Genomic DNA, 23,834 nt, shown 5'->3' with positions numbered 1-23,834 from the left:
CTCCTCGCGGAGGGGTCAGGCGCTGCGGTCCACCGCGGCGCCCACGAGGGCGAGCACGGCCGCCGGATCCGGGAGCGCGGCGGTGAGCGCGTCCCGCGCGCGGGACGCGTCGAGCGCGATCTGCTCCTCCACGGCGTCGAGCGCTCCCGAGGCGGCGACCGCGTCGATCGCCGCCCGGATCTCGTCCTCGCCGGCGTCCGCGCGGCCGAGCACCGCGAGCACCGCGTCGCGCTGCGCCCCGCTGCCGTGGGTGACCCCATGCCACACGAGCAGCGTGCGCTTGCCCTCGCGGAGATCGTCGCCGACGGGCTTGCCCGTGCGCTCCGGCGCACCCGTGAGCCCCAGCACGTCGTCGCGCAGCTGGAAGGCGATCCCGAGCGGGAGGCCCGCCGCGCGGAGCGCCGCGACGGTGGCGGCCGGCGCCCCCGCCGCGGCCGCGCCGAGCGCGAGCGGGAACTCCGCGGTGTACGAGGCGGTCTTCGCGCGCATGATGGTGCGGATCTCGTCGTGGAGGCCTGGCAGGGCGGCGACCGGCGACACGGCGACGCGCATGTCGAGGTGCTGCCCAGCCGTGACGAGCGCGGCCATCTCGTCGAAGAGGTCCGCGACGCCGTCGCCCGCACGGCGAGCGGCCAGGGTGGCGCCGCGCTGCGCGGCGATGAGCGCGACGTCGCCCGCGAGGATCGCCCCCGAGCGGCCGTAGGCGGCGGCGTCGCCCTGCCATCCCGCGTCGCGATGCTGCGCCTCGAACACCTTGTGGGCCGCGGGCCTCCCGCGGCGCGTGTCCGAGCCGTCGAGGACGTCGTCGTGCAGGAGCGCGGCGGTCTGGAACAGCTCGAGCGCCGCGGCCAGGCCCAGGGCCGCCTCCCGGTCCGTCCCGTCGCAGCCGTCGAAGGCGGCGAGCAGCAGGCGCCCCCGGAACGCCTTGCCGCCCTCGGACGATGCGGCGAGGCGGGCCGCGATGTCGTCGGCGGCCACGCCGGCGGGCGCCATGGCCGCAGCCGCCCACGCGAGCAGGTCCGCGGTGCGGTCGGCGATCTCGGGGCGGGGATCCTCGGCGGTGCGCATGCGACCAGCGTAGGGGCGGGGGAGAGGCCGATGTCCCCGGTACGTCCCGCCCACCGCATCGTCCACCGATGCGGGCGGTCCTGGCCGCGTCGCCGGGTGGCCGGCACAGCCTGGGCGCATGACGACGATCACCGGACCTGGCGAGCTGGTCTCGCTCCTGCCCTCGATCCTGGGCTTCCAGCCGCGCGAGAGCGTCGTGACGGTGCTCCTGCGCGAACGCGGGGCGCTCGGGGCCATCCTCCGGCTCGACGTGAGCGACCTGATGAGCGACGTCGCCGACGACGTGGCGCTCGACCTCGCGCGCCTCGCCATGCAGGAGGGCGCGCGGCGCGCGGTGGTCGTGGGCTACGCCGCGGACGAGGTCGACGGCTGCCTCGCCGTCGCGACCGCGGCGGCCGCGCTCGAGGAGACGGTCGCCGCGGTCGAGACGTGGATGGTGGCGGACGGTCGCTACTACTGCCCGTCGTGCGAGGACCCGGCGTGCTGCCCGCCGGGTGGGCGCACGGTGCCGGCCGTGCGGCCCGGAGGCCCGACCGCGTGGACGGTGGCACGCGACCCCGGGGCCTCCCGGGCGCCCGCGCGGGAACGGAGGCTCGCGTCGCGGGCGGCCCGGCGCTGGGAGGACCGCGCCACGGCGGATCCCGCGGCCTGGCGCGACGCGTCCGCGAGGCATTGGCGGGTCGCGCTCGACGAGGGCGCGGACGGGCCCGCGCCCCTGGGGCGGCTCGCAGCGGCCCTCGCGGATGTGCGGGTGAGGGACGCGCTGCTGCTGATGCTGATCCCGGGCGCCTCGCGAGCCGTCCGTGACGCGCTCGCCGGCCGCGACTCGGCCGCGGTCGCGAGGGCGCTCGGCGCCGGGATGAGGCCTGCGCGGCCCCCGGACCCCGGGCGCGTCGACGCGGTGACGGACCTGCTCGTCGCCGTGCTCGAGCACGCTCCGCCGCGGCTGTCGGCGGCCCCGGCGGCGACTCTCGCCGTGATCGCCTGGTGGGAGGACGACCCGGACGTCGCCCGCGCGTGGTGCGCGATCGCGCTCGATCACGATCCGGGGTATCGTCTCGCGCTGCTCACCCTCGCGCTGATCGACCACGTCGAGTCGGCGGCATGAGGCCCGAGGCTCGTCGGGATCGCGGATCTCGTCGCCGTGTCGCGGAACGATCCCGTTGACATGGACGTTACAATCTAATGGATTTGCGCGAGGCGATCAGCGGGGCCTCACCATCCACTCCGTGACAGGTCGAGAGGGTAGCCGTGTCGCCGAAGCAGCCGGGTCGCGCCGACGGTTCCACCGTCGGTGCGGAGACGCGTCGTACCCGACGTCCCGATCGCGCAACCCCCGCATCGTCCGACGCTTCGCTGCCGCATGCCGACAGCTCAAACGAGAAGGAGAAGGCCACGACTACCGCAGCCGCATCCAAGTCCACCGGGGCCTCCACCAAGGCCGCCCCCAAGCGCGCCGCCAAGGCCGACGCCGAGGCGGTCGAGGAGACCACCGAGGCGACTGCTGCCCCCAAGCGCAAGCCCGCACCGAAGCGCGCGACCAAGGCCACGGCGAAGACCTCGGCCAAGAAGGTCAAGGACGCCGAGGCCGACGAGGAGACCGAGGTCGACCAGGACGACCTCGAGGTCGACGACGCCGCGGTCAAGGCCGTGGCCGACGAGGAGGCCTCCGAGGGGACCGGCACCAAGCGTGCCGGCGAGGAGGAGTCCGACAACCGCGGCTTCGTGCTCGGCACCGGCGACGACGACGCCCCCGTCCAGCAGGTCATGACCGCCGGCGCGACCGCCGACCCGGTCAAGGACTACCTCAAGCAGATCGGCAAGGTCGCCCTCCTCAACGCCGAGCAGGAGGTGGACCTCGCCAAGCGCATCGAGGCCGGCCTGTTCGCCGAGGAGAAGCTGTCCTCGGGCGAGAAGCTCGCCCCGAAGCTCCGTCGCGAGCTCGAGTGGATCGCCAACGACGGCCGTCACGCCAAGAACCACCTCCTCGAGGCGAACCTGCGCCTGGTCGTGTCGCTCGCCAAGCGCTACACCGGCCGCGGCATGCTGTTCCTGGACCTCATCCAGGAGGGCAACCTCGGTCTCATCCGCGCGGTCGAGAAGTTCGACTACACCAAGGGCTACAAGTTCTCGACGTATGCGACGTGGTGGATCCGTCAGGCCATCACGCGCGCGATGGCCGACCAGGCCCGCACCATCCGTATCCCGGTGCACATGGTCGAGGTCATCAACAAGCTCGCGCGCGTCCAGCGCCAGATGCTCCAGGACCTGGGCCGCGAGCCCACCCCGGAGGAGCTGGCCAAGGAGCTGGACATGACGCCCGAGAAGGTCGTCGAGGTCCAGAAGTACGGCCGCGAGCCCATCTCGCTCCACACCCCGCTCGGCGAGGACGGCGACAGCGAGTTCGGCGACCTCATCGAGGACTCCGAGGCCGTGGTCCCCGCGGACGCCGTGGGCTTCACGCTGCTCCAGGAGGAGCTGAGCAAGGTCATGGACACGCTCAGCGAGCGCGAGGCCGGCGTCGTCGGCATGCGCTTCGGCCTCACGGACGGCCAGCCCAAGACGCTCGACGAGATCGGCCGCGTGTTCGGCGTGACCCGCGAGCGCATCCGCCAGATCGAGTCGAAGACCATGTCGAAGCTGCGTCACCCGTCGCGCTCGCAGGTCCTGCGCGACTACCTGGACTGATCGGCCCCGCCGACAGCCGCTCGAAGGCGCCCTTCCCCTTCCGGGGAGGGCGCCTTCGGCGTTTCGGGGGCAGGATCTGGCCGGGTTAGCGCTGCAGACCGTCGCTCAGCTCCCCGCAGCAGTCACGGACCGCTGCAGACCGTCGCTCAGTTCCCCGCAGGGCGGCGGGGCGCCTCGAGGGGGGTCGCCGCCAGGAGCGTCGCGGCGAGAGCGGCGGCCTCGGCGCGGTTGGTCGCGCCGAGCTTGGCAAGGATCGCCGAGACGTGCACGCTCGCGGTCTTGCGTGAGATGAACAGCCGCTCGCCGATCTGGCCGTTGGTGAGCCCCTCGGCGACGAGCCCGAGCACCTGCGCCTCGCGCGCGGTGAGGCCTGCCGCGGGACGCGCGGTGTGCTCGCCGTCCCCGATCCTCGCGAGCAGCTCGCGCGCCCACCGCTCGACGAGCATGACGCCGTCCGCGGGCGCCCGCTCGACGACCGTCCTCAGCTCGGCGATCGCGTCGGTCCGCGCTCCCGCGTCGAGCAGCGCCTCGCCGAGCCGGTACCGCGCGACGTGCGCGTACCGCCGCGGGGCGGTGCCCGCGTCGCACACGTGCAGCGCGGTCCGCCAGAGCGCGACCGACTCGTGCGCCGGAGCCAGGTAGGCGGCGACCATCGCCTCGACCGTGCGGTACGAGGCCTCGCGCGCCGCGAGCGCCGTGAGCTCGCGCAGGCGTGGCACGCGCGCCTCGGCCTCCGGGACGCCGGAGCGGAGCGCCGCCTCCACCAGCGCGGCACCGGACACGAGCAGGACGTCGAGGTCCCCGGGCGACTGCAGCGCCTCGTCTCCATCGAGCGCGTCGAGCAGCGGGAGGGCATCCGCGAGGATCCGTGCCCGCTCGGCCGCGGGGGCGTCGTGGGCAGCCGCGACCGCCGCGTCGGCGAGCAGCATGTGCCACACCGCCACCCACTGGAGCACGAGCGCCGCGTGCGCCTCGGACTCCGCCTCGCGCGCCATGAGAGCCTCGTAGTCGTCGCGCCGGTCCGCCCACACCAGGGCGAGCGCCTCGATCTGAATGGCGTTGAGGACTACCTGGATCGAGTCGCCGCGGGTGAGCCGGACCGACCGGCGCGCCGCGTCGATGCCCTCGTCGAGCCTGCCGACCGCGATGAGCCCCTCCGCGGTGTTGCTGAGGATGTGCGCCCCGGCGCGCTCGCGGCCGGCCTCGTAGGTCTGTCGCACCGTGGTGAGACCGAGGTCGATCGCCTCCTCGAACCGCCCGTCCTGGAGGAGGTTGCAGACGAGGTTGTTCACCGCGCCGAGGCGCGTGTCGTCGGGCTCGGGGCACAGCTCGAGCACGCGGTCGAGGTCCGCGCTGCTCGCCGCGAGCGAGCCTGAGGTCCAGCCGAGGCGCGCCCGCGTGATGAGCACGTCGGCCAGTGCGGGGTCGTCGCCCGCGTCCGTCGCGAGCGCCACCGCCCGGTCGAGCAGCTCGTGAGCCTCCGGTGTGCCCGGCAGCCCCGCGCGCCAGGCGAGCGCCCGTGCGCGCCAGGCGGCCGAGGCGGAGTCCTCCCGGCCCGCGAGGAGCGCCTCGATCTCGTCGAGCCTGCGCCCGGCGGACGCCCGCAGCTCGGTCTCGCGCTCGGCGTCGACGCGCATGAGCAGCAGCGGCACCCGCACGTCCGCATCCCCCTCGGGGGCGGCGGCGAGCGCGTCCTCGAGCACGGCGAGGCACCGCCTGAGGTGGTGCGAGGTCCGGTACTCGGCCGCGACGGCGCGGCGCAGCGCGAACTCGTCGGTCCCGGCGCGGTCGGCGGGCCGCTCGACCCGCGGCCACAGCGCGATGAGCCGCTCGCCGAGGCCCGCCGCGGCGTCGACCGTGAGGTTCGTGCGCGCGTGGCTCCGTGCCACCACGGTGGCGTCGAAGGCGGCGCCCTCGTCGCCCGCGGCCAGCCAGTGGACGGCGGCCGGCGCTGCCGCGGACGCGTGGCCCGCGTCGACGCGGGCCTGCAGCGCGGACGCGTAGCGGCGGTGGATCGCGTGGCGCTCGGCGGGCATGAGCGCGTCGTACACCGCCTCGCGGATGAGCGCGTGGCGGAAGACGTACGCGTCGCCGTCCACCGTGAGGACATTCCCCGAGACCGCCGCGCGCAGGCCCGCCGTCAGCGTGTCGGGGTCGGCGCTCCAGGCGTGCGCGAGGAGGTCGTGGTCGACGCGAGCGCCGCCCACCGCCGCGGCACGGACGACCTCGCTCCCGACCGCGTCCAGCCGGTCCACGCGCGCGAGGACCACCTCCCGCAGCGTCGACGGCAGCTCGCCCTCGGCGATGCCCAGCAGCTCCTCGACGAAGAACGGGACGCCCTCGGACCGTCGCATGAGGGTGTCGATCTCCGCCTCCGTGGGCGGCCGCTCGAGGATCTGGCCCGCATGCGCGGTCACCGCCTCGCGGGACAGCCGGGTCATCTCGAGGGTCGTCACCGCGCGGCTGCGCTGCAGCTCCGCCAGGGTGTCGCGCAACGTGGCCCCGCGGTCCACGTCGTCGGTCCGGAAGGTCATCACGAGGGTGAGCCGGGACGCGTGCACCGTGGTCGCGAGCGTGCGCAGCAGGCCGAGCGTCGCCTCATCGGCCCAGTGGATGTCCTCGACGGCGAGCACCACGTGGCGTCGCTCCGACAGCCGCTCGATCAGCCGCTCGACCGCATCGGCGAGCATGTCCGGCGCGCCCTCGAACGGGCCGGCATCCGTCGCAATCCCGGGCACCAGGGTCCCCAGCGCGCGCATGACGGGATCGCCGGCGGTCGCCTCGGCGAACGCCTCGGCGCCCACCTCGGACCGCACCGCGCGCAGCAGGCGACGGATCGGGGCCAGCGGGGCGCCCACCGGTCCGAGGTCGACGCAGTGCGCGAGGGCCGTCACCGGTGCGTCGTCGCCCCAGGAGGACGCGCGCTCGGCGAGCTCCCGGAGCAGCCGCGTCTTGCCGATCCCGGCCTCCCCGCGGACCAGCACCGCCCGCGGCTCGCCCCTCGCGCCCGACCGGAGCGCCTCGACGAGCGCGTCGAGGTCCGCCTCGCGGCCGACCATCGTCGCGGCCATCGGCAGGACGCTCATCCGCCCATCCTGCCCGACGGCCGCCGAGTTGACGAGGGTGTCGCCGGTGGAGCCCCTGGTAGGGGCCGCCGTCACACGTACGCGCGGCGGATCGCGACGCTGCGGCGCGCCGCGCGCAGCGGGTGGACGAGCCACGCGCGCCACGGCGTGCGGCCTCGTGCCGCGCGGGCCTCGCGGAGCGCCTCGAGCCGCTCGCGGCGCTGCTCGGCGAGGCGGTCGAGGTCGGCCGCACGGGTCTCGAGGTACAGGGCGTTCATTCCGAGGTCGTTCATGATGCTCCCCCTTGCCGGCGCCGGCCGTTCCGGCGTCCCGACACCCCCGACGTTGCCCTCTGAGGCACCCGGCTCACATCGGGCAGGTGCCCTATCTTTCGCGGTGAGGCGGGCGGGTGGAGCCGCTGGCCCGGGGACGCGGGGCGGGGCTCAGCCGCGCGCCGGCTCGTCCTGCGGCGGCAGCCCCGTCACGGACCGTTCGTCCTCCCACACCTCGACGCCAGGGATGCCGGGCACGCGGTCGCGCGTGTAGACGGGGTCCCGGCCCGCGCGCTCCTGCGACGTGAAGTCCTTGAGCAGCGCGAAGACGTGACGGGACAGCGGCGCGAGGGCGAGGAGGTTGAGCAGCGCGAGCACGCCGAGCAGCAGGTCCGCGAGCGACCACACGAGCGAGGCCGAGACGAGCCCGCCGATCGCCACGAGCGCGATCACCGCGAGCCGGTAGCCGTTCAGGGCCGCGCGGCGCGGGGTGATGTACTCGATGTTCGACTCGCCGTAGAAGTACAGGCCCAGGATGGTGCTGAAAGCGAGCAGGAACACGATCACGGACAGCAGCGCACCCGCCCAGCCGCCCAGGGAGCCCACCACCGCATCGTGCGTGAGCGCGATGCCCGGCTCCGCGGTCTCGAGGTCGGGACGCGTCACGAGGATGATGAACGCGGTGATCGAGCACACGAGGAACGTGTCGAAGTAGACGCCGAGGGACTGCACGAGCCCCTGCTTGACCGGGTGCGTGGTGGCCGCGCTCGCGGCGGCGTTGGGGGCGGTGCCGAAGCCCGCCTCGTTGGAGAACATGCCGCGCTGGACGCCCGTGAGGATCACGGTGCCCAGCGCGCCTCCCGCGACCGCCTGGCCGGAGACCGCGTCCTCGAAGATCGCGGAGACCACCGGGCCGATCGCGTCGACGTGGAGGACCACGATCACGAGGCCGAGGCCCAGGTACAGCAGCGCCATGAGGGGCACGAGCGTCTCGGTGACGAGCGCGATCCGGTGCGCGCCGCCGAACACCACCCCGGCGGTGAGCGCCGCGACCGTCACCGCGACGGCGGGCGCGACCCAGCCGGGCGCGCCGCCGGTGAAGCTGTCGGTGACCGTCTCCGCGATCGTGAACGACTGCAGCATCGTGACGGCGAACGGCGCCGCGAGGATGAGCACGACCGCCAGCACGATGCCGAGCCACCGCGCCCGCAGCCCCCGCTCGACGTAGTACGCCGGTCCGCCGCGGAATCCCGAGGCGTCGCGATGCTTGTACAGCTGCGCGAGCGTCGCCTCGATGAAGCTCGTCGCGGCGCCCACGAGCGCCATCAGCCACATCCACGCGATCGCTCCGGGGCCACCGACCGCGATAGCGGTGCCCACGCCCGCGATGTTGCCGATCCCGACGCGTGACGCCGCCGACACGGTGAAGGCCTGGAATGCCGACAGGGACTGGGGGCGGCCCGCCGCGTCGGTGGGGGTGCGGTCGGTGAGGCCCTTGACCATGCGCGGCAGCATCCGGATCTGGACCACCCCGGAACGCATGGTGAAGTACACGCCGAGCACGGCGACCACGGGCAGCACGGCCCAGGTCCAGAGGGAGTCGGTGGCCTCCGCGATCAGGCTCTCGAGCGCGTCCATAGGATTCCTACGCTAGGCGTTCGGGGGACGATGCGCCTGGTCAGCGGCCTTCGCCGGCGCCTCACCGGTCATGCGGCGTCGCGCCGATGCGCGGCGAACCATGCGGCGGCCTCGGCCCGGTTCGCGGCGCCGATCTTCGCGAGGATCGCGGACACGTGGACGCTCGCCGTCTTCGCCGCGATGTGGAGGTGCGCGCCGATCTGCGGGTTGGTCATGCCCGCCGCCACGAGCGCGAGCACCTCCCGCTCCCGCGCCGTCAGCGACCCGAGCCCGGACGGCTCGCTCTCGCGGCGCGACAACGCCTCGCGCGCCCACCGTCCGACGAGCCCCGCGCCCTCGGCGGGCGCCTCGCGTGCCACCGTCGCGAGCAGGCCCTCCGCGGCACGACGGTCGCCGTCGCGGCGGAGCGCGAGCGCGAGCCGGAGCCGTGCCTCGTGGACGAGCCGGCGCGGCGGGCGGCCGGACTCGCACGCCACGACGGCCGCGCGCCACGCCTCCGTGACGTCCTCGTCCGCGAGCAGCGCCGCCGCGAGCGCGGGCGTGTAGCTTGTCGCCGCGTGCGGCGGCTGCGCCTCGCGGACCTCGACCGCGCGGGCGACGATCGCGGGGTCGACCGCCATGCGGGCCCCGCGGGCCGCGGCGACCGCGCGGCACGCGGCGAGCAGGAGCATCGGGGTGGACGACACCTCGCGGAGCGCCTCGGGGTGGAGGAGGGCGCGGGCGGCCTCGAGGGCATGCTCGAGGAGCCGCCGCGACTCGACGGGGGAGGCGTCGGCGGCGCGGGCGAGCGCGAGGTCGATGGTGAGGCCCGCCCAGTTGAAGGCCGCCTCCGCGTCGTCCACCGGGTCCGCCACGAGCGGCTCGGCGGCCCGCATGACGTCCGCGGCGGTCTCCAGCCGGTCGTCCCACAGCGCGGCGATGGCCTCGAGCTCGAGCAGGAACTCCTCCCAGCGCGGCGACTCGCCGCGCACCAGCGCGGCGCACCGGCGCAGGTGGGGGAGCGCCTCGGCGCCGCGGCCCGCGTTGACCAGCGCCTCCGCCACGTTGGCGGTGATCGGCGCCCCGATCGAGCGCTCGAGCCCCTCGTCGATCGCCTCGGACAGGGCGGTGAGGCCGGCCTCCACGGCCTCGTCGAACCGCCCCAGCCGGTTGAGGGTGTCCACCACGTTCGCGGTGGCGCACCGTCCCCACAGCATGGCGCCCTCGTCGATCGCGAGCGCCTCGCGCAGGTCCGCGAGCGCGTCCTCGTAGCCGCCCACCCGGCACCGCACGACGGCGCGCTTGCACAGCGCCATCGAGCGCACCGCCGGGTCGTCGAACCGCTCGGACAGCGCGACGCAGGCATCCGCGAGGGCGGCGGACCCGGGTGCGGCCGTGACGTGGGCGCGGGCCGCGAGCGCCTGGACGCGGTAGGGCAGCGCGGCGGCGTCGGTGTCGTCGCGGGAGCGCAGCAGCGCCTCCAACGGCTCGAGGTGCGCGACGGCGGCTCCGTCGCCCACGTGCTCGGCCGCGAGCGACATCGCGGCGGCGTGGAGCCGGGCCCGTTCGAGGTCCGCCCCGTCGGCGGGGGCCGTGGCGAGGGTGTCCTCGATGAGGCGCATCGCGGCACGGCCCTGACCCGCGTCGCGCAGGTCCTCCGCGACCTGGCAGCGCATCGCGAGCTCGGGGAGCCCCACGACGGATGCGGGGTCCGTCGCGCCGTCCCACATCTCGAGCAGCCGCTCGCCGAGCCGCGCGGCGGTGGCGACCGCGTACTGGGCCCGCGCGGCGTCGACCGCGGCGGCCGTCGCGGCGAACGCGCGATCGACGTCGTGCGCCTCCGCCCAGTGGTGGGCGGCGCCGGCGGCGAGCGAGAGCTCGCCTGCGTCGACGCGTGCCTGGAAGATCGTGGCGAACGTCCGGTGGGCCGCGACGCGCTCGCCGGGCAGCAGCTCCCGGTAGACGGCCTCCCGCAGCAGCGCATGGTGGAAGGCGAGACCAGGCTCGACGGCGACCATGGCGCCCGCGGCGATCCCCTCGCGGAGTCCCGTGGCGAGGTCCGCCTCGTCGCCCTCCCACGCCTCGGCGAGCAGCGCATCGTCCACCCGTTCGCCCGCGACGCTGAGCAGCCGCGCCACCGCCTGGGCCTCCGGCCCGAGGCGCTCGTAGCGGGCGAGCACGATGTCCTCCAGGGTGCCGGCGAGGGGTTCGTCGGGTCCGAGGACGAGCTCCTCGACGTACAGGGGGACGCCGTCGGCGCGCGCATGGACCGCCGCGACGGCCGCGGCGGGAGGCTCCTCGCCGGTGAGCAGCCGCATCTGCTCGGCGACCTCGTGCCGTTCCAGCCTGCCGACGTCGAGCGTGCGGATCGCGCGGTTGCGCTCGAGCTCCGCGACGACCGCGCGCAGCGGGTGGCCGCGCGAGACGTCGTCCGCACGGTAGGTGAGGACGAGAGAGAGCCTGCTGGCGCGCAGCGTCGCGCCGAGCGTCCGGACCAGGGCACGCGTCGCATCGTCCGCCCAATGGAGGTCCTCGAGCACGAGGACCAGGTGGTGGTCCGCGGACAGGTTCTCGATCACGCGCTCGACCGCCTCGGACACGAAGTCCGCGCCTGTGGGCGGCGGGGCGTCCCCGGCGTCCTCGAGCTCGGGCACGAGCCGCGCGAGCGTGCCGCGCACGCGCGCGCTGCCGGCCGCCGCCCCCAGCGCGTCGACGCCCACCTCGCATGCGAGCTCGTGCAGCAGGCGGCGCACCGCTCCGAACGGCGCCCCGACGGTGCCCGCGTCGATGCAGGCGCCGGTCGCGACGACGGTCCCGGGCATGGCTCGCGCGCGGTCCGCGGTCTCGCGTGCGAGCCGGGACTTGCCGATGCCGGCCTCGCCGCGGACGATGACGGCGGCGGGCTCCCCGCGGGCGCCCGCGGCCAGCGCGTCGGCGATCACGGCGAGCTCCCGCTCGCGACCCACGAGGCGCGGCGTCTCGCGCGGCTCGCTCATCCGGCACACCCGCCTCGGGCGCATGCGGGACCGCCTCCTGCGCCGCCGGGTCGCGCGCGGAGGTGCTGCGGCCGCCCGGACGGGAAGCGCCCCCCGCGTCCCGGCGCGTCGTGCGCCATGGGGCCATCGTCGCACCGCGACGCGCCTGGTGGAAGGCCTCATGGGGGGAGGCAGTAGCATCGTGCCGTCCGTCCCGACAGAGGAGTGCCACCGTGACCGTCCTTCGCTACGCCCTGCTCGTGCTCCACTTCGTGGGGCTCGCCGCGATCCTCGGTCCCGCGCTCGAGCAGCTCAAGGCCGACACGAAGCGGATCACGATGGCGATGGTGTGGGGCGCGCGAGCACAGCTGGTGACCGGGCTCGGCCTCGTCGCGCTCGCGGAGATCCGCGCCTCGCAGGTCGACGACTTCGAGGTCGACCACATGAAGATCGCGGTCAAGCTGCTCCTCGCGCTCGCGATCGTCGGCATCGCGGAGGCGACCCGCAAGCGGGAGAACCCCGTGACGCCGTTCTGGATCGTCTCCGGCCTGACGCTCGTGAACATCGTCGTCGCCGTCGCATGGCGTTGACGTGATCGAGGTCCGGCCTGCGGTCACGGCGGACGCCGCCGAGATCGTCCACCTGGGCGCGCTCATGTACAAGTCGGTGGGTGCCAAGCCGACCCCGTCGTGGGCGGTCGAGTCGACGCGCATGGTGCGCGAGCGGCTCGGCAACGACCTCTTCGGCATGGTGATCGACGCCCCCGAGGGCGGGCTGGCCGCGTGCGGCCTCGTCAACGTCGCCCCGCGGCTCGCGCGCCCCGGCGCCGATGCGCACCAGATGGGGTACATCCAGTGGGTGTCGACGGCGCCGCAGCACCAGCGCAAGGGCTATGCCCGCGCGATCATGGAGGCGCTGCTCGACGAGTCCGACCGCCGCGGCATCGAGGTCGTCGAGCTGCACGCGAGTCCCGCCGGGCTGCACCTGTACCAGGACCTCGGCTTCTTCATCAAGCACGACAACGTCGCGATGTCGTCGGTCCGGCGCCGTCCGCGCGGCCACGGCCCCTCGTAGTCGGCCGCGGCGGCTACCCGCGCTCGCGCTGCCGGCGCGCCCAGCGCAGCGCGCGCACCTGGCTCGCAACCGTCGCGATCGCCGTGGTGAGCACCACCGCGCCCGCGGCCCCGATCGCCGTCCACCCGACCACGGCATCCTCCGGCGTGCCGTGGAGGCGTCCCTCGCCTATCCACGCGAGACCCCACGCGAAGGTGGCGGTCGTGGTCCACGCGAGCACGGGGGAGACGGAGAGGTCGCGCACCATCGCGATGCCGAGGAAGCCGGTAGCGACGAGGACTCCGACGGCGGCGGGCATGCCGTCGCCGGGGGAGGCCCCGAGCCACCAGGCACCGACCGCGGTGACGTTCGCGACGGTGGCGACCGTCGCCCAGCCGAGGTACAGCCCGACCGGGGCGTCCGACACGGCCGCGACCAGCAGGGACGCGGGGCGCGCCCGGCACAGCCGCGCGGCGGCGACGCCGAGCGCGACGAGGATCGCCGCGAGGACCCCGACCGAGGCCGCGAGCCACTCCCGCTGGACGACGTAGATCCATGCGGCGTTGAGGAGCATCGCCGCGAGCACCGGCCACGCGACCGCCCGCAGGCGGGGGCTCGAGCCGAACGTGGGCAGGGCCTGCACGACCGCGAACAGCGCGAGCGCCGCGTAGATCACCGACCACACGCCGAAGGCCGGGGTCGAGGGAGCGAGCAGGGTCGCGTCGGACGCGAGCACACCGTCCGCGGCCTCCTCGATCGGGGTGCCGCCGAACGCGCCCGAGCCCCACGCCGCGCCGACGATCGCCAGCACCGCGCCCACCGCCACCAGCGCGCGTTCCGCCACGCCCCAGGGCGAGATCTCCCGCTCCACCGTCATCGTCACCCGTGTCCCCTTCCTGCCAGGCCTAACGCTCCCACGTCCGCATTTCATCCGCATGTCGGGCGGTGAGGCGGCGCGTCGCCGTCGGACGGCCCAACTAGGATGTCGGCCGTGGCGAACGACTACTCCGCTAGGCATCTGTCCGTCCTCGAGGGCCTCGAGGCGGTGCGCAAGCGTCCCGGCATGTACATCGGCACCACCGACTCTCGGGGTCTCATGCACTGCCTGTGGGAGATCATCGACAACTCGGTGGACGAGGCCCTCGGCGGCTTCGGCGACCGCATCGAGATCGTGCTGCACCCCGACGACTCGGTGGAGGTGCGCGACTCCGGCCGCGGCATCCCCGTCGACATCGAGCCCAAGACGGGCCTCACCGGCGTCGAGGTCGTCATGACCAAGCTCCACGCGGGCGGCAAGTTCGGCGGTGGCTCGTACGCCGCGTCGGGCGGCCTCCACGGCGTGGGCGCCTCCGTGGTGAACGCGCTGTCCGAGCGCCTCGACGTGTGGGTCGACCGCGGCGGCAAGACCCACCACATGGGCTTCCGGCGCGGCGAGCCCGGCTACTTCAAGGACCCCGCGGGCGGCCCCGTGCCGGACGCCGAGTTCGAGCCGTTCGTCACCGGCTCCGAGCTCGTGGTCGTCGGCAAGGTGGCCAAGGCGCGCACGGGCACCCGCATCCGCTACTGGGCGGATCGCCAGATCTTCAACAAGACCGCGTCGTTCAGCTACGACGACCTGCTGGTGCGCGCGCGTCAGACCGCGTTCCTGGTGCCCGGTCTCACGCTGGTGGTGCGCGACGAGCGCAACCCCGCCGAGCCGCACGAGGAGGAGTTCCGCTACGAGGGCGGTGCGCGCGACTTCGTCGACTTCATCGCGGCCGATGCGGCGGTGACCGACACCTGGGAGCTCACCGGGCGCGGCACCTACACCGAGACGGTCCCGGTGCTCAAGGCCAACGGCCACCTCGTGTCGGAGGAGGTCGAGCGCGAGTGCCAGGTGGACGTCGCGCTGCGCTGGGGCACCGGCTACGAGACCGAGAGCCGCTCGTTCGTCAACATCATCTCGACGCCCAAGGGCGGCACCCATCTCGCCGGCTTCGAGGCCGGGCTCGTCAAGGTGCTGCGCGCGCAGATCACCGCGAACGCGCGCCGCCTCAAGCTCACCGGCAAGGACGGCGCCGAGCGCATCGAGAAGGACGACATCATGGCCGGCCTCACGGCGGTCGTGACGGTGCGGATCCCCGAGCCGCAGTTCGAGGGCCAGACCAAGGAGGTGCTGGGCACCGGCCCCGTGCGCGGCATCGTCGCGAAGGTGGTCGAGCAGGAGCTCACCGCGATCCTCACCTCCTCGAAGCGCGACACGAAGGCGCAGGCGAACACCGTCCTCGAGAAGGTGGTCGCCGAGATGCGCGCCCGTGTGGCCGCCCGCAAGCAGAAGGAGATCTCGCGCCGCAAGAACGCGCTCGAGACCTCGTCTCTGCCCGCGAAGCTCGCCGACTGCCGCTCGAACGACGTCGAGCAGTCCGAGCTGTTCATCGTCGAGGGCGACTCGGCGCTCGGCACCGCGAAGCTCGCGCGCCGCTCCGACTTCCAGGCGCTGCTGCCCATCCGCGGCAAGATCCTCAACGTGCAGAAGGCGTCCGTCACGGACATGCTGCACAACGCCGAGTGCGCGTCGATCATCCAGGTCGTGGGCGCCGGATCGGGCCGCACGTTCGACCTCGAGGCCGCGCGCTACGGCAAGATCATCCTCATGACGGACGCGGACGTCGACGGCGCCCACATCCGCACGCTGCTGCTCACGTTGTTCTTCCGCTACATGCGGCCGATGGTCGACGCGGGCCGTGTGTTCGCGGCCGTGCCGCCGCTGCACCGCATCGAGGTGTCCGGCTCGGCCCGGCGCGAGAAGGAGTACATCTACACGTACTCCGAGAAGGAGCTCCAGGAGACGCTGCGCGACCTCAAGCGTGCGGGACGCAAGTTCAAGGAGGACATCCAGCGCTACAAGGGCCTGGGTGAGATGGATGCGGACCAGCTGGCGGAGACCACGATGGATCCCGGTCACCGCACGCTGCGCCGCGTGACCAGCGCCGATGCGGCAGCGGCCGAGCGCGTCTTCGAGCTGCTCATGGGCAACGACGTCGCGCCCCGCCGCGACTTCATCATCGCGGGCGCCGCGTCGCTCGACCACTCGAGGATCGACGCATGAGCGGCCTGCCGGGCCGGGCGCCCGAGACGCACGAGGGCGCACCTCCGTGCCCCGTCCACCCGTACGGCTTCCACGCGCGCCCGCGCGTGCGCCCCGCGGGCAGCCCCACGGTGTTCCGCGACGCCTCGCCGATCGGCCTGCCCGCGCGCTGCGCGCAGCTCGAGCACGAGCTCGACGACGCCGACCGCGAGCTCGAGTTCATCGACGAGCTATGGATGCGCGAGCGCGCCGCGCGCGGCTTCGGGCTGACGCTGCTCGGCGTCGCCCTGGCCGCGGCGCTGGTGGCCGCGCTCGTGCTCGGCTCCGCCTCCACGGGTGCGGTCGTGGCCGCGGTGCTCGTCGGGGGAGCGGTGACGGTCGGCCTCGACCGCGCCGACCGCGCGATCCACCGCGAGCGCCTGCGTCGCGTCCGCGACTGGCACCGCCGCGTCGGCACGCCGCGGTAGCGCCTGCCGCCGGGTCCCGGCGGTCCTTTGCCACAATGAAGTCCTGAGTCCCCCCGACCAGCAGCGCCGACGACGCGGATCCTCCGCGTCACCGACCAGAGGGATGAGATGGCCGACGAACGCGTGAACCCCCGGGACCCCGAGCACTCGCTCGAGCCGGTCGGCCTCATCCAGCAGTCGGGGGCGATCTTGCGGGTGGGGCGGATGATGCTCGCCGCGGGCACCGCGAGCTACCGCGTCAAGGAGGCCATGGCGGCCGTCGCGCACGCGCTCGGCATCGACCGGCACACCGCCGCCGTGACGCTGACCGAGATCACCGCGACCACGCACCGCGGGTCCATCTTCCGCACCGAGGTGACGGAGGTGCGCAAGTTCGGCGTGAACGCGGAGCGCATCGCGCTGCTCGACGACTTCCGCACGGCGATCCCCGAGCGCACCACGGTGGAGGAGGTGCACGCCGCGCTCGACCGCATCGAGGCGAGGCCCGCCCTGTACCACCCGGCGGTCAACGCGCTGTCGGCGGGCGCCGCCTGTGCGGCCTTCGCGGTGCTCAACAACGCCCGCCCGCTCGAGGTGCTCGCGGTCCTCGTCGCCGCGACCGGCGGCCAGTTCCTGCGCCGGGCGCTCGCGCATCGTTCCTTCAACCCGTTCGGCACCACGATGGCCGCGGCGGCCCTCGCGTGCGGCCTCTACCTGGCCTCCGTCGCCCTGTACGGGATCTTCGGGGCGGCGGTCGACGTGCACGCGTCGGGATACATCGCATGCACGCTGTTCCTGCTCCCCGGCTTCCCGCTCATCACGGCCGCGCTCGACCTGGCCAAGCTGGACTTCTCCGCGGGCATCTCACGCCTGGTGTTCGCCACGATGATGATCGTGGGCGCGGCCCTGTCGGTGTGGGCGATGACGCTCATCGGCGCGCTCGACACGAGCGCCCGCGAGCCGATCCCCCTGGACGCGTTCCCGCACTACTCGATGATGGCCGTCGCGAGCCTCGTGGGCGTGCTCGGCTTCGCGCTCATGTTCAACTCGCCCCTGCGGATGGCGCTGTCCGCCGCGCTCATCGGCATGGTGTCGAACACCGCGCGCCTGCTGCTCATCGACCACGGCGTCATGATCCAGATGGCCACCGTGCTCGCGTGCGTGCTCGTCGGCGTCCTCGCCGCGGCCGCCGCGCCGCGCACCCCGTCGCCGATCATCACCCTGCAGGTGCCCGCCGTGCTCGTCATGATCCCCGGCGTGCTGGCGTTCCAGTCCGTCGTGAGCCTCAACCAGGGCGACTACAACGCGACCATCGGCTCGATCCTGCAGGTGCTGCTCATCGTGCTGTCGATCCTGGTAGGACTGGTGATCGGCAAGCTCATCACCGATCCGAAGTGGGCGTTCGACCAGGCCTGAGGCGGCGCGGGGCGCCGGGAGCGGAGGGGATCGTGGGACCGTCGAGCTATCGCGTGCTGGACGCCGACCTGCCGTGGCTGGGCAGCAGCCCGCTCGGGCCCCGGCGCCTCGGGGTCGACGATGCGCGCGCCGTCATGGGCGCGCAGGACCCCGTCGCGCTGGCGCTCATGCTCGCGTACGCGCGGTCGTACGCGGGCGCGCTGGGCGGCGCGGTGCAGGGGCTCGCCGGTGCCGCGGCGCTGGCCCTCGTGGGGCGGCGCCGCGCGTCCGGGTGGGCTCTCGCCGTCGCGGCAGGCTCCGCCCTCGCGGTGATCGAGACCCGACGGCGGGCCCGGCAGTGGGAGGCCGTCATCGAGACGCGGCTGGCGACGCTTGCGGGGGCGTCCGCGGGGGAGCCCGCATGACGCGCGTCATCGAGCCCACGCGGCGCGTCGCCGTGCTCGACGCGCACCGGCTGAGCGACCGGGCCGTCGCGCGCATCGCAAGCGCGGCCGCCTCGATCGTGGTGCTCAGCACCGACGCCCTCTTCGACGACGCCGAGCGGTTCCGCGCGCTCGTGCCGGACGTCGAGCTCGTCGACGGCGGCCTCGTGCGCGGCGACGTACGCGAGGCGATCGTGCGGGCGACCTCCCTCGGCTGCCGGCTGCTCGCGGTGCCCGAGCCGATCCGGCGCCGGCGCTTCCTCCACCTGGCCGTCAACGGCGCGATCGACGCCGCCGAGCACGGCAACGCGACGGTCGCGGTGCTTGTGATGAGGCCCGCCGAGGTCGAGGGCGACGTGGCGGTCTTCTCCAACACCGGCGAGGCGTCGGGGTACGGCCTGGCCTTCGCGCTCGAGATCGCGATGCGGCGAGGCGTGGCCGTCGCGCGCATCCTGCCCAAGAAGGGCCTGTACGTGCGCCGCACGGCCGAGGTGGGCCACCGTGCCGACGTCGAGGCAGGGGAGGCCGGCGTCAAGGTGCGCTACCGCAAGGTCGTGCGGCCGCTCGAGACGGTGCTGCGCGGCCAGTACACGCTCGCGGTGCACTCGGTGCTCGACGTCATCGGCAGCCGCTCGGCGAGGGCCGGCGCGGGAGCCCCTGCCCGCATCCAGCACGACCCCAACGTCGACGCGGTGCTGTGGCTGCTGCGGTTCTTCCGCGGCGACGTGCTGCTCGTCGCCGACGGTGTGCGGCTGCGCCACGCCCGCGTGACCGGCTCGGAAGGCGGCACGGCGGACGGGGACTCGCCGGCGGTCTGACCGTTCCCGCGCATCGTCCCGCCACCGCCGTGCTCCGCCACGGCCGCGCCGTGCCACGGTCGCCGCGACCGCCGTACCCGTCCCACCCCGAGCCGTGGGATCAGGGACGATGCGCGCGAGCCGGCTCTCATGCGCCGGTCGCGCCAGCGCGGTGGAGGAGACGGGATCCGGGCGCTCAGGCGAGCGGTCGGCCCGGCGGGAGCTCCCATGCCCGGTCGTTGCGCTCGTACCCGACGCGCGGGTAGTACTCGGCCGCCGCGGGGGCCGCGGAGAGCTTGAGCTTGCACAGGGGTCCGAGCAGCGAGCGCAGCACGCGCTGCAGCTCGAGGCCGATGCCCTGCCGCTGGTAGGACTCGTCGACGCACAGGTCGGCCAGGTAGCAGTGGAGGTGGAAGTCGGTGATCGCGCGCGCGGCTCCCACCAGCAGCGGCCCGTCCCACGCGGTCACGACCACGTCGGAACCCTCGAGGGCGCCGGCGATGACGTCGGGCCGGTCGATCGGGCGCCTGGCGCCCAGCGTCGAACGTCCGAGCAGGTCGATGTACTCGCCGGCGGCGATCCGGCGATCCGTGCGGTACGCGAGCTCGGCCATCAGCCCAGGCCGGCGACCGGGGTCGGCAGGGTCACGCCCGAACCGTCGCGCTTGCCCGCCTCGTCGGGGAGCTCGACGGGCTGGCCCGCCGAGGTCGCAGCCCGCGGGGGAGTGGGACCGGCCCACGCGACCAGGAGCACGTCCTCGCCCTTGAGGAAGCGGTGCGCGCGCACGCCTCCCGTGGCACGCCCCTTGGCGGGGAACTCGGACATGGGCGTCCACTTCGCGGAGCCGGCGGCGACGCCGGGCAGCCCGTCGGACGGGCCGGCGATGGTCGCCACCGCACCCTCGGTGCCCGCACGGACGATGCCGAAGAAGATCACCTTGGCGCCCGCCGCCATCTTGATGCCCGCCATGCCGCCGCCCGCGCGGCCCTGGGGGCGCACGTTCTTGGCATCGAAGTGGAGCATGCTCGCGTCGTCGGTCACGAAGACGAGGTCGTCGCCGTCCGCGCCGGCGCCTGCGCCGACGACGACGTCGCGGTCCTGGAGGGCGATGGCCTCCCACGCGTCCTTGTTCGGGATGTCGTCGGCCTTGACGCGCTTGACCACGCCCAGGCGGGTGCCCATCGCGAGCGGGGTGGTGCCGTCGAGCGGGACCAGGCCCACGGCCTCCTCGCCCTTCTCGAGCACCACGAGCTCGGCGATCGGCGTGCCGCCGCCCAGCGACGGGGGCTCCTGGCTCGGCGGCAGGGCCGGCACGTCGAGCAGGGACAGGCGGACGATGCGGCCGAGGCTCGTCACGACGCCCACGTCCGCGCGGGCGGACGCGTGGACCACGCTGCGCAGCGCATCGTGCGCCGAGCGGCGGCCCTCGCGGGCGGGTGCCTCGTCCTCGGCGGTGCGGGCCGCGAGGCCCGTCGTCGAGAGCATCGCGTAGCAGGGCGTGTCCTCGATCTCGAGCGACAGCGCGGGCGCCTTAGCGCCCGTCTTGGCGCCGGTCGCGACGGAGGCCGCCGACGACACGGCGCCGCCGTCCGCGAGGAGGATGGTGCGGCGCGGGGTGCCGTACTTCGCGGCCGCCGCATCCATCTCGGAGCCGACCACGTCGCGCAGGACGGCGTCGGAGCCGAGGATCTCCTCGAGCTCGGCGATCTCGGCGAGCAGCTGGGCCTTCTCGTTCTCGAGCTCGAGGCGCGAGAACTTGGTGAGGCGGCGCAGGCGCAGCTCGAGGATGTAGTCGGCCTGGATCTCGGACAGGTCGAAGGCGGTGCGCAGGCGCTCGCGCGCCGTCGCCGCATCGTCCGACGCCCGGATGATCTGGATGACCTCGTCGATGTCGAGGATCGCGATGAGGAGGCCGTCGACCAGGTGGAGGCGGTCCTGGCGCGCCTTGAGGCGGAACGCCGAGCGGCGGCGCACCACCTCGAGGCGGTGGTCCACCCAGACGCGCAGCATCTCCTTGAGGCCGAGCGTGCGAGGCTCGCCGTCGACGAGCGCGACGTTGTTGATGGAGAACGACTCTTCGAGCGGGGTGACCTTGTAGAGCTTCTCGAGCACGGCCTCGGGGTTGAAGCCGTTCTTGATCTCGATGACGAGGCGCAGGCCGTGGTGGCGGTCCGTGAGGTCGGTGACCGCGGAGATGCCCTCGAGCTTCTTCGCCGAGACGCCGTCCTTGATCTTCTCGATGACCTTCTCGGGGCCCACCATGTAGGGCAGCTCGGTGACGACGATGCCCTGGCGGCGCGCCGTGACCTTCTCGACGCGGGTGGTGGCGCGCGTGATGAACCTGCCGCGGCCGGAGGCGTAGGCCTCCTTGACGCCGTCGAGTCCCACGATCTTGCCGCCTCCGGGCAGGTCGGGGCCCGGCACGAAGCGCATGAGCTCCTCGAGCGAGGCGCCCGGGTGAGCGAGCAGGTGGCGCGCGGCGGAGACCACCTCGACGAGGTTGTGCGGCGCCATGTTGGTCGCCATGCCCACCGCGATGCCCGCCGCGCCGTTGACCAGCAGGTTCGGCACGGCCGAGGGCAGGACCGCCGGCTGCGTGAGCTTGTTGTCGTAGTTGGCGACGAAGTCCACGACGTCCTCGTCGAGGTTCTCCGTCATCGCGAGCGCGGCCGGGTCGAGGCGGCACTCCGTGTAGCGGGACGCGGCGGGGCCGTCGTCGAGCGAGCCGAAGTTGCCGTGGCCGTCGACCAGGGGCAGGCGCAGCGACCAGGACTGCGCCATGCGCACGAGCGCGTCGTAGATCGCGCTGTCGCCGTGCGGGTGCAGCTTTCCCATGACCTCGCCGACCACGCGCGCGGACTTCACGTAGCCGCGCTCGGGGCGCAGGCCCATGTCCTGCATCATGTAGACGATGCGTCGCTGGACGGGCTTGAGGCCGTCGCGGGCATCGGGAAGCGCGCGGGAGTAGATCACCGAGTACGCGTACTCGAGGAACGACGCCTCCATCTCGGCGCTGACGTCGATGTCGACGATCTGCGCGTCGGGCGCGTCGGACATCTGCCACCTCGTCTCTTCGGGGTCCGGATCCAGCCCGTATTGTCTCGCGTCCGTCGGACACGCGCGCACAGGCTCGCGGGGCGCCCTCCCGGACCGCGCATCGTCCCTGCGGACGGCGGGGGTCGGGTGCCCACGAAGGTGAGAGAATATCGGCCATGGCCCAGACCCTCGACCAGGCGGTGAAGATCGCGGGGTACTACCCGGCGCTCGCGACGTCCGTCCTCCGCTCCGCGATCGGCACCGAGACGGTGCTCGCGCACTTCGTCCACGCCGAGACCACGTTCGACGACCGCGAGGTCCGTCGGCACATGACCGTGCTGGTCATCACCGGCACGCGCCTGCTGCGCGTCCACATGGACGACGGCGCCGGCCACACCGGCGACGGCCGCCACGAGGCCTCCGCGACCGTGGAGACCACCGCGCTGTCCGCGATCCGCAACACCGCGATGACCCACGTGGTCCACGAGCCCGAGCGGTTCGGCGAGGGCGACCTGCCCAGCGAGCTCGTGCTCGCCGTCGGCGGATCCGTGCACTCGCGCGTGGACCTCGAGCCCGCCTCGTGCGGCGACGAGAGCTGCGAGGCGGACCACGGCTACACCGGCAACCTCACCTCCGACGACATCCTCGTGCGGGTGAGCCTCATCGCCGACGGCGAGGACTCGATCCGCGCGCTCCAGGACTTCTCCGCCGTGCTCCAGGGCGCGATCGGGGCCCGGGGGTGAACCCTGGCGACCGCCTGGCCGCGGCCGGGCTGTCACGTCCCGACTACGGAGGGCTCGAGCTCGGCGCGGTGCTGCCGGGAGCGCTCGCCGCGGTCGGGGCGGGCGAGGCGGTCGCCGCACGTGACGCCGAGGCCGACAGGATCCGGCTCGGCATCCCGCGGGCGGACCACGTGGTCGTGGTGCTGCTCGACGGGCTCGGCCACCACCAGCTCGACGCGCGCCGCGGCCACGCGCCGTTCCTGCGCTCGACCGAGTCCGGGATCATCACCGCCGGCTTCCCCACCACCACCGCGACGTCGCTCGCGCTGTTCGGCACCGGCCGCGCGTCGGGCGCGACCGGCATGACCGGGTACACCGCGCACAACCCCGCGACCGGCGAGGCCGCGAACCTCGTCTCGTGGGAGGGCGTGGGCGACCCCGACGACTGGCAGCGCGAGCCCTCGCTCATGCGCGTCGCGCACGAGGGCGGGCTCGCCGTCGCGTCGCTGGGCAAGCGCCGGTTCGCCGGCTCCGGGCTCACGCGGGCCGCGCTCGCCGGCGGCGACTTCGTCGGGGCCGAGCGGCTGTCCGACCGCGTCGACGAGGCCATCCAGCGGGCCCGCCGCCCCGGGCTCACCTACCTGTACTGGGGCGACATCGACGCGGCCGGCCACAAGCACGGCTGGCAGTCCGACGCGTGGGTCGCCGCGCTCGAGGACGCCGACCAGGAGCTGCGCCGCCTGCGCGCACGGCTGCCGCGTCACGCCGCGATGGTCGTCACCGCCGACCACGGCATGATCGACGTCAACGGCGCGCCGCGCTGGGACGTCGCCGGCACGCCCGCGCTCGCACGCGGCGTGCGCCTCGTGGCGGGGGAGCCGCGCGCGCTGCACCTCCACATGGACGATGCGGCGGAGGCGCCCGCGGTCGCGGAACGCTGGCGCGGGGTCCTCGGCGACCACGCGGCGGTGCTGCTGCGCGACGAGGCGGTCGGGCTGGGCCTGTTCGGGCCGGTCTCCGGCCACGTCGAGGACCGCATCGGCGAGGTCGTCGTGGCGATGGCGGGACGGGCGACCGTGGTCGACTCCCGCACGCAGTCGGAGCAGGCGCTCGGGCTGATCGGCGTGCACGGCTCGCTCACTCCCGAGGAGCTGCAGGTGCCGCTCCTCGTCGCCGGCGAGGCGTAGGGC

General features: G+C 74.2%; 19 protein-coding genes. 11 read left to right on the top strand and 8 right to left on the bottom strand.

Annotated elements, in window-relative coordinates; translation table 11 throughout:
* Positions 1-15 precede the first annotated feature (15 nt).
* Positions 16-1,068: a polyprenyl synthetase family protein gene (locus QQX09_RS01820; protein ID WP_301130987.1), complete on the bottom strand. Its 1,053-nt coding sequence runs from the start codon at positions 1,066-1,068 to the stop codon at positions 16-18.
* Positions 1,069-1,186: 118 nt separating this feature from the next.
* On the opposite strand from QQX09_RS01820, the gene QQX09_RS01815 reads away from it, so the two are divergent.
* Both QQX09_RS01815 and QQX09_RS01810 read left to right on the top strand, forming a co-directional pair.
* Entirely contained in the window at positions 1,187-2,176 is a 990-nt protein-coding gene (locus QQX09_RS01815) for a DUF4192 domain-containing protein (protein ID WP_301130986.1), read from the top strand.
* A 143-nt stretch (positions 2,177-2,319) separates the two neighbouring features.
* Positions 2,320-3,756, top strand: a complete 1,437-nt coding sequence (locus tag QQX09_RS01810) for an RNA polymerase sigma factor (RefSeq protein WP_301130985.1) — start codon at positions 2,320-2,322, stop codon at positions 3,754-3,756.
* 146 nt (positions 3,757-3,902) lie between these two features.
* Here the strand turns inward: QQX09_RS01810 and QQX09_RS01805 are convergent, their stop codons facing one another.
* The 4 genes from QQX09_RS01805 to QQX09_RS01790 all read right to left on the bottom strand — a co-directional run bounded on the left by QQX09_RS01805 (position 3,903) and on the right by QQX09_RS01790 (position 11,706).
* A complete protein-coding gene (locus QQX09_RS01805; RefSeq protein WP_301130984.1) occupies positions 3,903-6,842 on the bottom strand; it encodes an ATP-binding protein in 2,940 nt (979 codons plus the stop codon).
* A 71-nt stretch (positions 6,843-6,913) separates the two neighbouring features.
* Positions 6,914-7,114 carry a hypothetical protein gene (locus QQX09_RS01800; protein ID WP_301130983.1) on the bottom strand — a complete coding sequence of 67 codons (201 nt, stop codon included), beginning with the start codon at positions 7,112-7,114 and terminating at the stop codon, positions 6,914-6,916.
* A 150-nt stretch (positions 7,115-7,264) separates the two neighbouring features.
* A complete protein-coding gene (locus QQX09_RS01795; protein WP_301130982.1) occupies positions 7,265-8,731 on the bottom strand; it encodes an alanine/glycine:cation symporter family protein in 1,467 nt (488 codons plus the stop codon).
* 68 nt (positions 8,732-8,799) lie between these two features.
* A complete protein-coding gene (locus QQX09_RS01790; protein ID WP_301130981.1) occupies positions 8,800-11,706 on the bottom strand; it encodes an ATP-binding protein in 2,907 nt (968 codons plus the stop codon).
* A gap of 212 nt (positions 11,707-11,918) precedes the next feature.
* On the opposite strand from QQX09_RS01790, the gene QQX09_RS01785 reads away from it, so the two are divergent.
* Together QQX09_RS01785 and QQX09_RS01780 are read left to right on the top strand one after the other, a co-directional pair.
* A complete protein-coding gene (locus QQX09_RS01785) occupies positions 11,919-12,275 on the top strand; it encodes a hypothetical protein (protein ID WP_301130980.1) in 357 nt (118 codons plus the stop codon).
* Between the two features lies 1 nt (position 12,276).
* A complete protein-coding gene (locus tag QQX09_RS01780) occupies positions 12,277-12,759 on the top strand; it encodes a GNAT family N-acetyltransferase (RefSeq protein ID WP_301130979.1) in 483 nt (160 codons plus the stop codon).
* Positions 12,760-12,772: 13 nt separating this feature from the next.
* Here QQX09_RS01780 and QQX09_RS01775 read toward each other — a convergent pair whose 3' ends face one another.
* A complete protein-coding gene (locus tag QQX09_RS01775; protein ID WP_436969037.1) occupies positions 12,773-13,615 on the bottom strand; it encodes a TspO-related membrane protein in 843 nt (280 codons plus the stop codon).
* 105 nt (positions 13,616-13,720) lie between these two features.
* Between QQX09_RS01775 and QQX09_RS01770 the strand changes: the two genes are divergently transcribed.
* From QQX09_RS01770 to QQX09_RS01750, 5 genes are all read left to right on the top strand, one after another.
* Positions 13,721-15,826 carry a DNA gyrase/topoisomerase IV subunit B gene (locus tag QQX09_RS01770; protein ID WP_301130977.1) on the top strand — a complete coding sequence of 702 codons (2,106 nt, stop codon included), beginning with the start codon at positions 13,721-13,723 and terminating at the stop codon, positions 15,824-15,826.
* Positions 15,823-16,272, top strand: a complete 450-nt coding sequence (locus QQX09_RS01765) for a hypothetical protein (RefSeq protein ID WP_301130976.1) — start codon at positions 15,823-15,825, stop codon at positions 16,270-16,272. The genes QQX09_RS01770 and QQX09_RS01765 overlap by 4 nt, the downstream gene beginning before the upstream one ends.
* Positions 16,273-16,380: 108 nt before the next feature.
* Positions 16,381-17,667: a threonine/serine exporter family protein gene (locus QQX09_RS01760; protein WP_301130975.1), complete on the top strand. Its 1,287-nt coding sequence runs from the start codon at positions 16,381-16,383 to the stop codon at positions 17,665-17,667.
* A gap of 32 nt (positions 17,668-17,699) precedes the next feature.
* Positions 17,700-18,071 carry a hypothetical protein gene (locus QQX09_RS01755; RefSeq protein ID WP_301130974.1) on the top strand — a complete coding sequence of 124 codons (372 nt, stop codon included), beginning with the start codon at positions 17,700-17,702 and terminating at the stop codon, positions 18,069-18,071.
* Positions 18,068-18,907: a hypothetical protein gene (locus QQX09_RS01750; RefSeq protein WP_301130973.1), complete on the top strand. Its 840-nt coding sequence runs from the start codon at positions 18,068-18,070 to the stop codon at positions 18,905-18,907. The genes QQX09_RS01755 and QQX09_RS01750 overlap by 4 nt, the downstream gene beginning before the upstream one ends.
* A 175-nt stretch (positions 18,908-19,082) precedes the next feature.
* Here the strand turns inward: QQX09_RS01750 and QQX09_RS01745 are convergent, their stop codons facing one another.
* Both QQX09_RS01745 and QQX09_RS01740 read right to left on the bottom strand, forming a co-directional pair.
* Complete coding sequence (locus tag QQX09_RS01745) at positions 19,083-19,499, bottom strand: GNAT family N-acetyltransferase (RefSeq protein ID WP_301130972.1); 417 nt, start codon at positions 19,497-19,499, stop codon at positions 19,083-19,085.
* Positions 19,499-21,943: a DNA gyrase/topoisomerase IV subunit A gene (locus tag QQX09_RS01740; RefSeq protein ID WP_301130971.1), complete on the bottom strand. Its 2,445-nt coding sequence runs from the start codon at positions 21,941-21,943 to the stop codon at positions 19,499-19,501. Before QQX09_RS01740 ends, QQX09_RS01745 begins: the two co-directional genes overlap by 1 nt.
* Positions 21,944-22,098: 155 nt before the next feature.
* Between QQX09_RS01740 and QQX09_RS01735 the strand changes: the two genes are divergently transcribed.
* Positions 22,099-22,665, top strand: coding sequence for a DUF5998 family protein (locus QQX09_RS01735; RefSeq protein ID WP_301130970.1), 567 nt, complete (start codon positions 22,099-22,101; stop codon positions 22,663-22,665).
* Positions 22,662-23,831 carry an alkaline phosphatase family protein gene (locus QQX09_RS01730; RefSeq protein ID WP_301130969.1) on the top strand — a complete coding sequence of 390 codons (1,170 nt, stop codon included), beginning with the start codon at positions 22,662-22,664 and terminating at the stop codon, positions 23,829-23,831. Before QQX09_RS01735 ends, QQX09_RS01730 begins: the two co-directional genes overlap by 4 nt.
* Positions 23,832-23,834 lie beyond the last annotated feature (3 nt).

The organism is Demequina litoralis (assembly GCF_030418455.1).
In the GTDB taxonomy this organism is placed as follows: domain Bacteria; phylum Actinomycetota; class Actinomycetes; order Actinomycetales; family Demequinaceae; genus Demequina; species Demequina litoralis.
The sequence above is the reverse complement of the archived record's forward strand: the minus strand, read 5'-3'. Positions and strand labels throughout refer to the sequence as shown.

Excerpts from the sequence above, each read along its gene's own strand:
- QQX09_RS01735 (WP_301130970.1), top strand. The coding sequence starts at position 22,099 with ATGGCCCAGACCCTCGACCAGGCGGTGAAGATCGCGGGGTACTACCCG.
- QQX09_RS01795 (WP_301130982.1), bottom strand. The coding sequence starts at position 8,731 with ATGGACGCGCTCGAGAGCCTGATCGCGGAGGCCACCGACTCCCTCTGG.
- QQX09_RS01770 (WP_301130977.1), top strand. The coding sequence starts at position 13,721 with ATGTCGGCCGTGGCGAACGACTACTCCGCTAGGCATCTGTCCGTCCTC.
- QQX09_RS01745 (WP_301130972.1), bottom strand. The coding sequence starts at position 19,499 with ATGGCCGAGCTCGCGTACCGCACGGATCGCCGGATCGCCGCCGGCGAG.
- QQX09_RS01815 (WP_301130986.1), top strand. The coding sequence starts at position 1,187 with ATGACGACGATCACCGGACCTGGCGAGCTGGTCTCGCTCCTGCCCTCG.
- QQX09_RS01805 (WP_301130984.1), bottom strand. The coding sequence starts at position 6,842 with ATGAGCGTCCTGCCGATGGCCGCGACGATGGTCGGCCGCGAGGCGGAC.
- QQX09_RS01800 (WP_301130983.1), bottom strand. The coding sequence starts at position 7,114 with ATGAACGACCTCGGAATGAACGCCCTGTACCTCGAGACCCGTGCGGCC.
- QQX09_RS01740 (WP_301130971.1), bottom strand. The coding sequence starts at position 21,943 with ATGTCCGACGCGCCCGACGCGCAGATCGTCGACATCGACGTCAGCGCC.
- QQX09_RS01790 (WP_301130981.1), bottom strand. The coding sequence starts at position 11,706 with ATGAGCGAGCCGCGCGAGACGCCGCGCCTCGTGGGTCGCGAGCGGGAG.
- QQX09_RS01775 (WP_436969037.1), bottom strand. The coding sequence starts at position 13,615 with ATGACGGTGGAGCGGGAGATCTCGCCCTGGGGCGTGGCGGAACGCGCG.
- QQX09_RS01760 (WP_301130975.1), top strand. The coding sequence starts at position 16,381 with ATGGCCGACGAACGCGTGAACCCCCGGGACCCCGAGCACTCGCTCGAG.
- QQX09_RS01820 (WP_301130987.1), bottom strand. The coding sequence starts at position 1,068 with ATGCGCACCGCCGAGGATCCCCGCCCCGAGATCGCCGACCGCACCGCG.
- QQX09_RS01750 (WP_301130973.1), top strand. The coding sequence starts at position 18,068 with ATGACGCGCGTCATCGAGCCCACGCGGCGCGTCGCCGTGCTCGACGCG.
- QQX09_RS01765 (WP_301130976.1), top strand. The coding sequence starts at position 15,823 with ATGAGCGGCCTGCCGGGCCGGGCGCCCGAGACGCACGAGGGCGCACCT.